The organism is Methanotorris igneus Kol 5, from assembly GCF_000214415.1.
Taxonomy (GTDB): domain Archaea; phylum AGJL01; class Methanococci; order Methanococcales; family Methanococcaceae; genus Methanotorris; species Methanotorris igneus.
Genome location: NC_015562.1, coordinates 741,660 through 754,350 on the forward strand (window position 1 = coordinate 741,660; position 12,691 = coordinate 754,350).

Annotated in this window: 13 protein-coding genes; 12 read left to right on the top strand and 1 reads right to left on the bottom strand. The window is 32.5% G+C overall.

All coding sequences use genetic code 11. From position 1 onward, the window contains the following. The first annotated feature begins 21 nt into the window (after nt 1-21). From surE to METIG_RS03615, 12 genes are all read left to right on the top strand, one after another. Nucleotides 22-819 (top strand): 5'/3'-nucleotidase SurE, encoded by a 798-nt coding sequence (gene surE, locus METIG_RS03560; protein ID WP_013798876.1) that lies wholly within the window; start codon nt 22-24, stop codon nt 817-819. Between the two features lie 34 nt (nt 820-853). Then, nucleotides 854-1,687 (top strand): histone deacetylase family protein, encoded by an 834-nt coding sequence (locus METIG_RS03565; protein ID WP_013798877.1) that lies wholly within the window; start codon nt 854-856, stop codon nt 1,685-1,687. Further along, nucleotides 1,672-1,974 (top strand): DUF167 family protein, encoded by a 303-nt coding sequence (locus tag METIG_RS03570; RefSeq protein ID WP_013798878.1) that lies wholly within the window; start codon nt 1,672-1,674, stop codon nt 1,972-1,974. Before METIG_RS03565 ends, METIG_RS03570 begins: the two co-directional genes overlap by 16 nt. Nucleotides 1,975-2,049: 75 nt before the next feature. Next, nucleotides 2,050-3,222, top strand: coding sequence for a YcaO-related McrA-glycine thioamidation protein (locus METIG_RS03575; RefSeq protein ID WP_013798879.1), 1,173 nt, complete (start codon nt 2,050-2,052; stop codon nt 3,220-3,222). Nucleotides 3,223-3,226: 4 nt separating this feature from the next. Continuing rightward, nucleotides 3,227-4,234, top strand: a complete 1,008-nt coding sequence (locus METIG_RS03580; protein ID WP_013798880.1) for an AAA family ATPase — start codon at nt 3,227-3,229, stop codon at nt 4,232-4,234. Nucleotides 4,235-4,243: 9 nt separating this feature from the next. Then, nucleotides 4,244-4,858, top strand: coding sequence for a hypothetical protein (locus tag METIG_RS03585; protein ID WP_048055516.1), 615 nt, complete (start codon nt 4,244-4,246; stop codon nt 4,856-4,858). Then, complete coding sequence (locus tag METIG_RS03590) at nt 4,855-5,355, top strand: 6-carboxytetrahydropterin synthase QueD (RefSeq protein ID WP_013798882.1); 501 nt, start codon at nt 4,855-4,857, stop codon at nt 5,353-5,355. Before METIG_RS03585 ends, METIG_RS03590 begins: the two co-directional genes overlap by 4 nt. Before the next feature lie 138 nt (nt 5,356-5,493). Next, entirely contained in the window at nt 5,494-6,549 is a 1,056-nt protein-coding gene (locus METIG_RS03595) for a bis-aminopropyl spermidine synthase family protein (RefSeq protein WP_013798883.1), read from the top strand. Between the two features lie 141 nt (nt 6,550-6,690). After that, nucleotides 6,691-7,233, top strand: a complete 543-nt coding sequence (locus METIG_RS03600; RefSeq protein ID WP_245527630.1) for a CBS domain-containing protein — start codon at nt 6,691-6,693, stop codon at nt 7,231-7,233. A 585-nt stretch (nt 7,234-7,818) separates the two neighbouring features. Next, nucleotides 7,819-8,589: an SAM hydrolase/SAM-dependent halogenase family protein gene (locus tag METIG_RS03605; protein WP_013798885.1), complete on the top strand. Its 771-nt coding sequence runs from the start codon at nt 7,819-7,821 to the stop codon at nt 8,587-8,589. Between the two features lie 291 nt (nt 8,590-8,880). Further along, nucleotides 8,881-9,990: a 60S ribosomal export protein NMD3 gene (locus METIG_RS03610; protein WP_013798886.1), complete on the top strand. Its 1,110-nt coding sequence runs from the start codon at nt 8,881-8,883 to the stop codon at nt 9,988-9,990. 212 nt (nt 9,991-10,202) lie between these two features. After that, nucleotides 10,203-11,369 (top strand): class I SAM-dependent rRNA methyltransferase, encoded by a 1,167-nt coding sequence (locus tag METIG_RS03615; protein WP_048055517.1) that lies wholly within the window; start codon nt 10,203-10,205, stop codon nt 11,367-11,369. Nucleotides 11,370-11,669: 300 nt separating this feature from the next. Here the strand turns inward: METIG_RS03615 and METIG_RS03620 are convergent, their stop codons facing one another. Continuing rightward, the gene (locus tag METIG_RS03620) at nt 11,670-12,461 is read right to left on the bottom strand and encodes a sulfide-dependent adenosine diphosphate thiazole synthase (protein WP_013798888.1); all 792 of its coding nucleotides are present in this window, start codon (nt 12,459-12,461) and stop codon (nt 11,670-11,672) included. Nucleotides 12,462-12,691 lie beyond the last annotated feature (230 nt).

A 12,691-nucleotide genomic window follows, 5' to 3' on the forward strand; every position in this document is an offset into this window, starting at 1 on the left:
TAATGTTGATGGTGATGGCAAATGTTGGATATACTGCTTGTTAATGATGATGGCATTTATTCAAATGGATTAATAGCTTTGAAGGATGCATTATTGGAAAAATTTAATGCGAGGATTACTATTGTAGCCCCAACAAATCAGCAGAGTGGTATTGGTAGGGCAATAAGTTTATTCGAGCCGTTAAGGATAACTAAAACCAAATTAGCAGATGGTTCTTGGGGATATGCAGTTTCAGGAACCCCAACAGATTGCGTTATATTGGGCATTTATGAGATATTAAAGAAGGTACCTGATGTAGTTATATCAGGAATAAACATTGGAGAAAACCTTGGGACTGAAATAACAACTTCTGGAACGTTGGGGGCTGCGTTTGAAGGGGCCCATCATGGGGCTAAGGCATTAGCATCATCACTCCAAGTTACCTCTGACCATCTAAAGTTTAAAGAGGGGGAGACCCCAATAGACTTCACAGTCCCAGCAAGAATTACTGCAAATGTTGTTGAGAAGATGTTGGATTATGATTTCCCATGTGATGTCGTCAACTTAAACATTCCAGAAGGAGCAACAGAAAAGACACCGATTGAAATCACAAGGTTGGCAAGGAAAATGTATACGACACACGTTGAGGAAAGAATAGATCCAAGAGGGAGGAGTTATTATTGGATTGATGGGTATCCTATTTTAGAGGAAGAGGAAGACACTGATGTCTATGTTGTTAGAAGAAAGGGACATATTTCTCTAACCCCATTAACATTAGACACAACAATTAAAAATTTAGAGGAATTTAAGAAAAAATATGAGAGAATATTAAATGAATGAATATTATAAATGAATATAGGGAAATAGGGGGAATATGAAGGTAGTTTTCCCAAAGGATTGCATTAAATATTGCATTGAAGGCCATCCAGAGAGTCCAAAGAGAGTGGAGTTGATTTATAATGCATTAATGGACAAAGTTGAATTTGTAGATGCAAAACCTGCAAAAAAGGAAGATATATTATTATGCCATACAGAAGAACACTACAACAAGGTTTTAAATAAAGATTATTTTGATTGGGATACTCCTGTTATAGAGCCATACTATCCTCTACTCTCCGCAGGAAGTGCAATAAAAGCAGCAGAAATAAACGGTTTTTCTTTATCAAGACCTCCTGGGCATCATGCTGGAAGTGATTTTTTGGAGGGATTTTGCTATTTCAACAATATATGCATCGCCACTAAAAAATTGGGGAAGAGAACGGCAATCTTAGATTTAGATGTGCATCATGGAAATGGCACAGAAGACATCGTCTTTGGAGATGAAGATATTTTATATGTTTCCATTCACCAACATCCACTCTATCCTGGAACTGGATTAAAAAGCGAAGAGAATTGCATAAATTTTCCTCTACCTCCACTAACTGATGAAGATTTATATTTAAAAACATTAAAAAAGGCACTCGAACATGTTGTAGCATTTGAACCAGAAGTTCTTGCAATATCACTTGGATTTGACACATATATTGGAGACCCTCTTGCAAACTTTGCATTAAAAGAGGAGAGTTATGAAAAAATTGGGAAATTAGTTGGAGATGTTGTGGAAGAATACAACTTCAATTATTTCATTGTTCTTGAAGGCGGATACAGCGATAAAATTGGAGATTTGGCATTAAAATTCTTTGAGGGATTTGTATGGTCGAGAAAATAATAAAAGAAACAAAAGAGGGTATATTAATTGATATTGATGTCACGCCAAACGCCAAAAAGAATGAAATTGGCAGCATAAATGAGTGGAGAAATAGGTTAGAGGTAAAGATAAAAGCAATGGCAAAGGATGGGAAGGCAAACAAAGAGATTGTAAAATTATTTAAGAACATTTTTAAGAAAGACGTTGAAATCGTAAGTGGCTTAACTTCCCCACAGAAAACCTTGCTAATAAAAGATGCAAAAAAGGAAGAAGTTATTAAGATTTTGGAAAATTTGGTTAAAAAATAAAATAAAACATAACAAAAACAATAAACGAAAAATAAAACACAAGAAATAACAAAAAATAAAAACAACAGTGGTATTATGGATGAGATAACTTACACATTAGCATCTTATAGGGTTTGCTCCCCAGAAGAGACGTGGAAAAAAATTGAACCAATATTGAATGATATTGGGGTTACAAGGATTGCAAGGATTGATGGGTTGGATAGGGTAGGCATTCCTGTTTACTCAGCAATTAGACCTACTGCAAAGGAAGGTGCAATAAGCGTCTACTCTGGGAAGGGTGCAACTGACATACAAGCAAGGGTCTCTGCTGCAATGGAAGCAATTGAAAGATACTCAGCAGAGCAAGATGAAAAGACAAATGTAAAAACTACCCAAAACCCAAAAAACCCAATAGATGTTAATGAATTAATTCTTCCACCAAATATAAAACCAAATGTTGATTTATGGGTTGAAGGATATGATATAATTAATGATGAATTTGTTGAAGTTCCTGCTAACGCCGTATTTCACCCCTATGAAGGTAGGCGTCTTTTTAGGAGCAATACAAATGGCTTAGCATCTGGAAATACAAGAGATGAAGCAATTTTTCATGGAATGTTGGAAGTTATTGAGAGAGATGCGTGGAGCATAGCAGAACTTTCAAGAAGAACATATAGGGGAGTTAATATAGAGGATGCAAAAAACCCTTTAATCCATGAACTCATGGAAAAATTTAGAAAGGCAAAGATAAATGTCATCTTAAAAGATTTAACAAGTGAGGTAGGTATTCCAACAATTGCTGCAATATCTGATGATGATGTTTTGAGAGACCCTGCCTTACTGTGCATGGGAGTAGGATGCCACATCCATCCAGAGATTGCTGTTTTAAGGGCATTGACGGAGGTTGCTCAAAGTAGGGCAACGCAAATCCATGGAGCAAGGGAAGATGCTGTGAGGGGAGATATTGTTAGAAAAGTTAGTTATGAAAGAATGAAGAGAATACATAAGAGATGGTTTGAATACAAAGAGGAAATTAGCATTTCAGACATTCCAAACAATGCAAAACTAAACCTGAAAAAGGACATGAAATTTGTTAAGAAGAGGTTAGTTGAGAGCGGCTTTGAGAGGGTTATTGTTGTAGATTTAAATAAAGTTGGGGTTGATGTTGTTAGAGTTATAATCCCAAAAATGGAAGTTTATTGCATAGATAGAGACAGAATTTCCCCATGGGCAAGGGAGAGAATAAGAAATATGGTAGATAAAAGGTGAGACAATGTTAGTTAATGAAATTAAAAACATTAAAGAATTTAAGGGGATAAATAAACTTAAAAAACCATTAGGTTTGGGAAAATTTAATATCTTAATTGGAAAAAACAACTCTGGAAAAACAACAATACTTGAAAGTTTATTTTTATTTCCGAGTCCTGGAAGAGTTTATAAACTAACACCACATAATAAAACTATTTTAAACTTTATTTCAGGTGGGAGAAGTGGTATAAAAAGTTTAGTTTACAAATATGAAGGAAAGGGGAATATTGAACTTAATGTAAATTTAAATAAAAAATCACACAGATGGAAGATTACTATATTTTCAGAAGGAAATTTTGAGGTTTTTAAAGATGGTAAAAAATGTGTGGGCATATATGGTGATTATTTAGAATTTCTAAAAGATAATCAAAAGCCAATACATGGTGGCAATATAGAAAAAATATCCTTAGATAGTTTGGAAACAGTTTATTTTCCTTATGACACAACTTTCATTAGAACATTGGACAATTTTCTATCACATAATGAAAAAAGAATAATAAAAGAGAATATTCACATAAAAGTGGCTAATACAATAAGTGAGGTTTTAGATGAGAAATTTACCGAGATTGTCTTAAAAAAAGATGGTTGGTATTTGAGGAGGGAAGACGCATCTTACATTCATGTAGATGATATGGGAGATGGAGTTAAAAAAGTTGTAAGAACTATGCTTATTTTAGAATTGTTAAAGCCAAAATTAATCCTATGGGACGATTTCGATACTGCAATGCATCCGTCAATGGTTAAAAATCTCTTAAACTATCTCATAAAAAAGGACTGGCAAGTTGTTATTTCAACACATAGTATTGATGTCCTTTACTATATTTTAGATATGGATGAAGATATACGAGTCATTACATTGAGAAAAACGCAAAGTGACATCTTAGAGCATAATACCTTCTCAATTGAGGATATTGAGGACATAATTGATGCAAATCTTGATCCAAGATATGTTTGCCAGAACTTTGAGATTTAGGTGAAAATGATGCTTGTTAGTGAGGAATCAAAAGATAATTTTATTGCTTTTGTAATAACAGGGAATGGAAGGTGGGAGCAAGTAATTTTAAAAAGTATCGCAAAGAGATATAATGGAAGGGATAAGGTTTTGTACTTCCCAAAAAGTCCATTTAAACATTCAAGGAAAACGGGTTTAAGTTGTTTGGATATTTTGAGATTGGAAAAAGAAAAACTTAATATTATTAAAAAATGTGGTAAATTGTTGGTTCTTATTGATAAGGAGCACATTTCCAGTGTAGATGATATAACCAAAAAACTTGAGAGTTTAAGGGTTTTTGAAGATTTTGAAATGGAAAATAATGGAGACATAGTTAAAATCATTGGAAACTTGGGAAACAGGGAAATTGTCATCCACATTGTTATTTTTGGAAAAGAAAAATGTATTGAAGAAGATGTATCGGAGTTAATAAAACTTGAATTTGGTGAAAATATATATCCAGATAAAAATGCCATCAAGGACTTTTTAAAATCAAAAGGACTTAAAAGGAAAGATTTAATTGAAGATGCAAAAATTGAAAACTTAGAAATTGCCTTTAATCCATTGATAAGAGTAATCAAATTTTTAGAAGGTGAAAAATTATGATTTTAGAGTTAAATGGACTTCATGCTGGGTTGAGGTTTTCCTCTGCACATATTGTGTTTGGTCATGAGACGTGTGGAGTGATTCATGGGCATTCTTACTATGTGGATGTTAGAATTTGTGGGGAACCAAGTGGAGAGTTTGGATTTGTGTGTGATTTTAAGGTTATAAAATCTATTGTAAAAGAGATATGTGAAACATTAGACCACAAACTGATGATTCCAAAAAACCATCCGCAAACAGAATATAAAATAGATAACGATTCAATATATTTAAAATACTGTGGAGATGGAAAAATCAAAGAATACAAAATTCCCTTAGAGGATGTAGTATTATTACCATTAAAATCCACAACTGCTGAAGAACTATCCCAATTTTTTTCAAAATGCATAGTTGATAAATTGAAAGATATGGGGTTAATAGATAACATTAAATGGGTTGAAGCAGTAGTAAATGAGGGTATTGGTCAAGGAGCATGTTATAGATTAAACATAAAATAAAAATAAAAAATAACAACTAATTTCGTCGAAAAATATATATAAAAAGATATAAAAAAGATATAGTTAAATTAAATCAACAAAAACAAAAAGTTTTGAAAAAACCTTGCTAAGTTTCAGTGAAAAAGGGAGGGAAGCAAAATGAAAGAAATAGTAGCAAAGGTAAAAGAAAGAACATCAATCCCAGTCTACGAGCGCAGTGTAGAGAACGTTATAAGCGCTATAATGACAAGTGGCGATTTTTGGAGCATTGTTGATGTAAGCGAGGAACCATTACCGTTAGTTTGTGATATTATTGATGTTTTGAAGGAAAATGGTTATGTAGAAATTAAAGAAAACGAGATTGTTTTAACAAACAAAGGAGAAGAATTTGCAAAAGAACTCGGAATCGGTCCAAAAATTAACGCTACATGCAAATGTTGCGAAGGAAGAGCAGTAAGTTTAGATGACTACAAGGACTTATTAGAGAGATTCAAAGAAATCGTCAAAAACAGACCACAACCATTACATGAATTTGACCAAGGTTATGTTACCCCCGAAACAACAGTTTCAAGAGTCATTTTGATGCACTCAAGAGGAGACCTCTTAAACAAAGAAGTATTTGTCCTTGGAGATGATGATTTAACAAGTATTGCATTAATGCTCTCTGGATTACCAAAGAGAATTGCAGTTGTTGATATAGATGATAGGCTAATAAAATTCATAGAAAAAACTGCAGATGAGATTGGTTATAACAACCTTGAAATATTGACACTTGATATCAGAAAACCATTACCAGATTACTTGGTTGGTAAGTTTGATACATTCATAACAGACCCTCCAGAAACATTAAATGCGGTAAGAACTTTCATCGGTAGGGGAATAGCTACATTAAAAGGGCCAAGATGCGCAGGATACTTTGGAATAACAAGAAGAGAATCTTCAATTGACAAATGGAGAAACCTTCAAAAGATTTTAATTAATGAATTCAATGTTGTTATAACAGATATTATAAGGAATTTCAACCACTACATAAATTGGGGATATGAAAAGGAAACAAAGGCATGGAGATTGGCACCAGTTAAAGTTCTTCCAAAGGATATTTGGTATAGATCATATATGTATAGAATTGAAACATTAGAAGGCTCAAAAGGTTTAATGGAAGAGATGAACGTTGGGCAGGAGTTGTATGATGACGAAGAAAGTTCAACAACATAACCCACTTTTTATCTATTTTTATGCACTATTATTTGAACATTTTTTAAATTAAAATTATAAAAATTAAAATTATAAAAAGAAAAATTTAAAAAGGTTTAAACTATAAGTTTCAACAGTTATTTAGATTATGTGGTGATATTTATGGAAGTTAATATGGTTGTTAGTGATGCAATGAGTACTCCAGTTATAACAGTCGATACCAACACAACCGTCTATGATGTGGCAAATATAATGAAAGAGAAAAAAATAGGTTGTGTGGTTGTTGTTGAAAAAGATTCAAAACCTTTGGGTATTGTAACTGAGAGGGATTTAGTTATAAACATAGTAGCAAAGAATTTAAAACCAAAAGATGTTTTGGTAAAAGACATAATGACCACAAAATTAATTACAATAAGTCCTAATGCAACACTAATGGACGCCGCAAGAAAAATGGCTGAAAAAAATATTAAGAGGCTTCCTGTTGTAGAGGGGGATAAATTACTTGGTATAATAACAGTTAGTGACATAACAAAAATCTCTCCAAAGATTTTCGAAATTATGTATGAGATGAGTAAGATTGGCGGGGAGCTTCCATATCGTGGGGATGAATATATTGAAGGTATTTGCGAAGTTTGTGGTAGCCAAGGTTCTGTAAGACTTGTAAATGGAAGATACATATGCGACAATTGTATTGATGAATTATAATTATAATTTTTAGGTTCTCTATAGTCGTTTGTATTATAAATTACTACAATCTTCCAATGAAATGAAGAAATAGAAATAATTTATTATACCTAAATAAGTGCAAAAAATTCCATAAATGACTATATTTTCACTTTCCAACTTTATGAGCCCAATATACAACTTATTTTAAAAGCTTTTAATTAAAAATGGCTCATATACACATATTTTAGGCAAACATTTATTAAAAATAAAGCACCATATTGAATATTTATAGTTAGTTTATCAACTTATGCACTAATCATACCTTTTTCATAAGTATGCGGTAAAACCTTTTAGGTTTTGCCGTAATATTAAAAGACTCATCAAAATAACCATTAAAAAATAAAAAATTTGGTTTTTATCAAATAAATCGCATCAACATACATTAGAACCTTAGAGATTTTGCTAAAAGAAACAATAATAAAAAACATTAGAAACATAATACGGTAAAATCTTTAAGGTTTTGCTAAAAAATATAGAAAGGTAGTCAGTTAAAATATACAGATGAGCCATTAAATATATTGTTTAAATATACCATTGTTTTACAAAACTATATTTAGTGAGAAAATGGTCAATCCAATAATTACATTAACAACAGATTTTGGAAGTAATGAAGGTTATGTTGGAGCAATGAAAGGTAAAATATTGTCCATACTAAGAGAACATTCAAAATCAGCAGAAATTATTGATATAACACATGAAATAAAACCATTTAACATTTACCATGGAGCCTATGTTCTATTAACATTCGTCCCATATTTTCCCCCATCAATACACGTTGCTGTTGTAGATCCCACTGTAGGAAGTGAGAGAAACCCAATAGTTGTAATAACAAAAAACGACCACTACTTAATAGGGCCAGATAATGGCTTGTTCCACCATGTTGTTGAGAGATTGGGCATAAAAAGAATAATAAAAATAGATGAAGAAAAATATGCCCCATCATCAACATTTCATGGAAGGGATATATTTGCAGTAGTTGCAGCAGAAATAGCGGTTGGGAAAGACATTGAAGGGGAGGAATTGGACTCAATAGTTAAACTAAAAACAGAACCATGTATCATACATATAGATAGATTTGGGAACATAATTACCAACATCAAAAAAGAAGATGTTAACTTTGAGTATGGAGAGAAGGTTAAGATAAAAATTAAAAGAAACAATAAAAAAGAAAAGATTATTGAATGCAAATTTGTTAAGTCATACTATGAGGAAGAAGATGAGTTTTTATGCCTAATAAATAGTGAAGGATTCTTGGAGATTTCAAAATTTATGGATAATGCTGCTGAATTACTTGGAGTGGACTATTTAGATGAAATTGAAATTTTAAATGAATGATTTATAGCCGTTTGCATTATAAATGGCCACAACCCCTAATAAAATTATAACAAGGAAATGGCATTATTTGAAATTTTAACCATAATTTAGTCCCCCTTTCAAAATTCCATTATGATTCCATTATGCCTGAATATATGCAAAGAATTTCACAAACGGCTATATTTCATATTTTATGATTTAGGTTTTTGCTTATAATGTTTTTCTCTCTTCTTTCTCCTAAATTTAAAAACAAAAATCTAACTTTTTTGAAAAATTAAATTTGAAAAAATTAAAAATTTACGGGGTGTTTTTATGAAAGGATTTTGTTATAGATGTGGTATTGAGGATGAATTAATTGAAGGTTTGTGTCCAGTTTGTTATGCAATGGAGAATCCTTTAATAGATGTGCCAGATATTGTTGAGATAGAAGTTTGCCACATGTGTGGGTCATATAAGAGGAGAGTTTGGCAAAATCCAAAAGGAAATGACGTATATGAAATTTTAGATGAAATTGCATACTTTGCAACAAAAGATAACATAGAGAAACATCATCCAGATATTGACGTTGAGATAATCCCACATGAACCAAGACAGCTTCCAGGAGGTAAGCGTTCAAGGGTTGAGATTCCAGTTACAGTAATAGCAACTGGAAAATTGGCTGGAGAAAAACAAGAAAGGGAAGAAAAGAAAGACATAGTCGTGCATTTAAAAATGGTTCAATGTCCAAGATGCTCAAGATACAAATCAAACTACTATGTGGCAACACTTCAAGTTAGGGCAATGAATAGGTTTTTAACTGATGAGGAAGTTGAAGAACTCGATAAGTTCATAAGAGAAGAAGTAGCAAAAAGATTGGAAAAGGATAGAATGGCATTTATAACCAAATTTACAAGATTAAAGGAAGGAATTGATTACCAAATGGGTTCAATGGGTGGAGCAAGAAACATTGCCCAAGCAATAAAGGCAAGATATGGAGGTAAAATAACGGAAACTGCAAAATTGGTTGGAGTTGACAAAGATACTGGAAAAAATCAATATAGGATAACCATTGTTGTAAGAATTCCAGAGTATAAAGTTGGGGATGTTGTGGAGTATAATGAAAAATTGCACGTTGTCACTTCAATGAATGAAAACAAATTATATATGCTCACCATGGACAATAGAAGAGATAAAATTTCATTATCATGGAATGAAGTTGAAAAACATACAAAATTGGTAAAAAAAGGAGATGAGTGTAGCACATCAACAGTTATCTCAGTAACAAAGGACAACATCATAGTAATGGATGATGAAACATACGAGGTCTATGAATTAGATAAAGTCATGGAGATAAAAGAAGGGGATAAGGTTAAGATATTTAAAAAAGATAATGTAGCATACTTCATAGGCAAAATTGAAGGGAAAAAGTTGATTTTTAGTTAAAAAATTAATTTTGGTAATATTATGGTAAAAGTTGAGGATTACACATCTGGGAGGATATTAAAAAGACCAAAATTACATTTTTTCTCTTAAAATTTATTAATTATACAATTTCATCAGAACTTATTCATCAGAACTTGCTATTAAGGAGATAAATACGTTTGAATCCATTGTTAAAGTTCAAAAATTAAAAAATGAAATTATTTGGTGATGGTATGGTTAAAATTGAGATAGATAAAAGAGCATACAACTCAATACAAAATTTTTCAAGGTTAATTTATACAAACGCAGTTGTTAATAAGGAGGACTTACCAGACAAGGAGGACATAATAACACTAACCTATAAAGGAAAGTTTGTTGCAAAGGCCATTTATAGCCCAAAATCAGTAATTATTAAAGTTTTAACAACAAAAGATGAAGAAATTAACAAAGAATTTTTTTATAATAGGATAAAGAAGGCAAATGATTACAGAACAAAAATCCTCAACTTTAAAGACACCTATAGAATGATTTATGCTGAGGCAGATGGATTACCAACAATAATTTTGGATAAATACAATGAAATAGGAGCAATGCAGGTGAGTTCAAAGGTTATGGAAAGATATTTGGATATTATTGTTGAGTGTTTGGAGGAATTTGGCTTAGAGACCATTTATGTCAAAAGAGGGAAAAAAGGAGATAAAATTAAGGAGAGGGTCTATGGAGACAAAAGTAAATTTGAGACAATAATCGAGGAGGGATACGAAAATCAAAAACCTGCAAAATTTAAGGTTAATGTCAAAGGACATAAAACTGGATTTTTCTTAGACCAAAGGAATAATAGATTAGATCTTAGAGATTACATAAAAGAGGGGGATAGAGTTTTGGATATTTGTTGCTATACTGGAGGCTTTTCAGTCCATGCGGCATTGGAAGGGGCAGAGGTCGTTGGAGTTGACATCTCAAATAAAGCAATAGAGGTTGCAGAGGAAAATATGGAGCTAAATGGCATTCCAAAAGATAAATACGAGTTTATTGTCGGAGATGCGTTTGCGGTCATGGAGGAGATGATTGAGGATGGAGAGAAATTTGATGTTGTTATCCTCGATCCACCCGCATTTACAACTACAAAGAAAAATTTAAAGAATGCATTAAGGGCATATAGCACTTTAAATTATTTGGGTATTAAATTGGCAAAAAGAATACTCGTTACATGTTCATGCTCCCATCACGTAGATAGGGAAACATTTAGAAAAACTGTTGTATCCTCTGCATATAGAGCAAAAAAAGAACTCAGACAAATTGGAGGATATAGAACCCAATCCCCAGACCACATAATAACTATGGCAAACAAAAACTTAGAGTATCTAAAATGTCTATTTTTCCACATAAATGAACAATAAAATAATAAGAAAATGATAATTTAGAAAAATATAGTTGTGTGCGTTAGAAGTTTAGGCGAAAACTCCTGCGGAGTTTTCGCTGCTCGAACCTTCGCTTCGATGAACATAACTTCAATAAAATTTATGGGGTATTAAATACTCAATTTCAAAATTTAAAGGAGGAAAAATGACCACTTAAAATTTTATAAGTTTTTATAATAAGTTTAAAAATTAATGGCAAAACCCCTAGGTTTTGCCGTATATTTCGCACACAACTATAATTAAAGTAACAAAGAGCAAATAAGGAATTTGAAAAAGAATTTACTCATTATTTTTCAATTTTTCAACTATCATTTCGGCACATTTTTTTCCTGAGATGTACATTCCTCCGAAGATTGCTCCCATTCTGTGTCCTGCATAAACTGCATTTGCAGCCATTCCACAAACGAACAAGCCAGGATAAACTTCCCTCGTATTCCTTAACAAAGCATTCTCACCCTTCTCAGCCCACATTGACTTTTCCCCTGGAACTTCTAATCCTAACTCTGGATTTTTCCTTGAGAGTGTTGTTACTACCGAAGCATCATGCCCTGTAGCATCAACAACATACTTAGCAGTTATGGTTATTGGATCAATGTGCAAACCTGCTTTTTCTATCGCATAACTGTTGATAACAACTCCTGCAACCCTATTTTCTCTTAAAACTAAATCTTCAACGACTATTCCAGTCAACACTTTTGCTCCTGCATCTATAGCTCCAACTGCTAACTTAGCAGGAACTTCAACAGAATCTGCAGTATATAACCCATCCTCACCCTCAACCTTCTCCAACTTAACGCCTACTTCTCTCAAAATCTCGTCCGCTGGCTCTTCAACAACAATGTACGGGAAACCCATACCTCCACCCCAAGTTCCGCCACCAAAAGCCAAATGCCTCTCCAAAACAACGACTTTATAACCCTCTTTTGCAATATACCTTGCCGCTGTTAAACCACTCGGCCCACCTCCAACAATAGCAACATCAACATCAATAATATCCAACCACATGTCAAACGCTGACTTTAAGATTGCCCTAGTTGTTGCATATTCATCAGCCCTCAACCTCACATCCATCTCTACCACCTCAACTTTTTTATTTTAGATGTTTAATCAAGACAAATTAAGGAATGTAAGCGTAAAAATTCAATAATGAAAGATAATTATATTATGAAAGATAATTAATAAATAATATTAATAAAGATAATTATATATTATAATCATAATTAATCTCATTTTAATCTCATTGAAGTTTATGCCGTTCAAAACTGTTTAGTTTTTTGTGAGTATTTGTGAGGATATGTGTG

What these genes read in the sequence shown, in the direction of transcription:
- surE (WP_013798876.1), top strand. Translation starts at nt 22, where the DNA reads ATGTTGGATATACTGCTTGTTAATGATGATGGCATTTATTCAAATGGA.
- METIG_RS03565 (WP_013798877.1), top strand. Translation starts at nt 854, where the DNA reads ATGAAGGTAGTTTTCCCAAAGGATTGCATTAAATATTGCATTGAAGGC.
- METIG_RS03570 (WP_013798878.1), top strand. Translation starts at nt 1,672, where the DNA reads ATGGTCGAGAAAATAATAAAAGAAACAAAAGAGGGTATATTAATTGAT.
- METIG_RS03575 (WP_013798879.1), top strand. Translation starts at nt 2,050, where the DNA reads ATGGATGAGATAACTTACACATTAGCATCTTATAGGGTTTGCTCCCCA.
- METIG_RS03580 (WP_013798880.1), top strand. Translation starts at nt 3,227, where the DNA reads ATGTTAGTTAATGAAATTAAAAACATTAAAGAATTTAAGGGGATAAAT.
- METIG_RS03585 (WP_048055516.1), top strand. Translation starts at nt 4,244, where the DNA reads ATGCTTGTTAGTGAGGAATCAAAAGATAATTTTATTGCTTTTGTAATA.
- METIG_RS03590 (WP_013798882.1), top strand. Translation starts at nt 4,855, where the DNA reads ATGATTTTAGAGTTAAATGGACTTCATGCTGGGTTGAGGTTTTCCTCT.
- METIG_RS03595 (WP_013798883.1), top strand. Translation starts at nt 5,494, where the DNA reads ATGAAAGAAATAGTAGCAAAGGTAAAAGAAAGAACATCAATCCCAGTC.
- METIG_RS03600 (WP_245527630.1), top strand. Translation starts at nt 6,691, where the DNA reads ATGGAAGTTAATATGGTTGTTAGTGATGCAATGAGTACTCCAGTTATA.
- METIG_RS03605 (WP_013798885.1), top strand. Translation starts at nt 7,819, where the DNA reads ATGGTCAATCCAATAATTACATTAACAACAGATTTTGGAAGTAATGAA.
- METIG_RS03610 (WP_013798886.1), top strand. Translation starts at nt 8,881, where the DNA reads ATGAAAGGATTTTGTTATAGATGTGGTATTGAGGATGAATTAATTGAA.
- METIG_RS03615 (WP_048055517.1), top strand. Translation starts at nt 10,203, where the DNA reads ATGGTTAAAATTGAGATAGATAAAAGAGCATACAACTCAATACAAAAT.
- METIG_RS03620 (WP_013798888.1), bottom strand. Translation starts at nt 12,461, where the DNA reads ATGGATGTGAGGTTGAGGGCTGATGAATATGCAACAACTAGGGCAATC.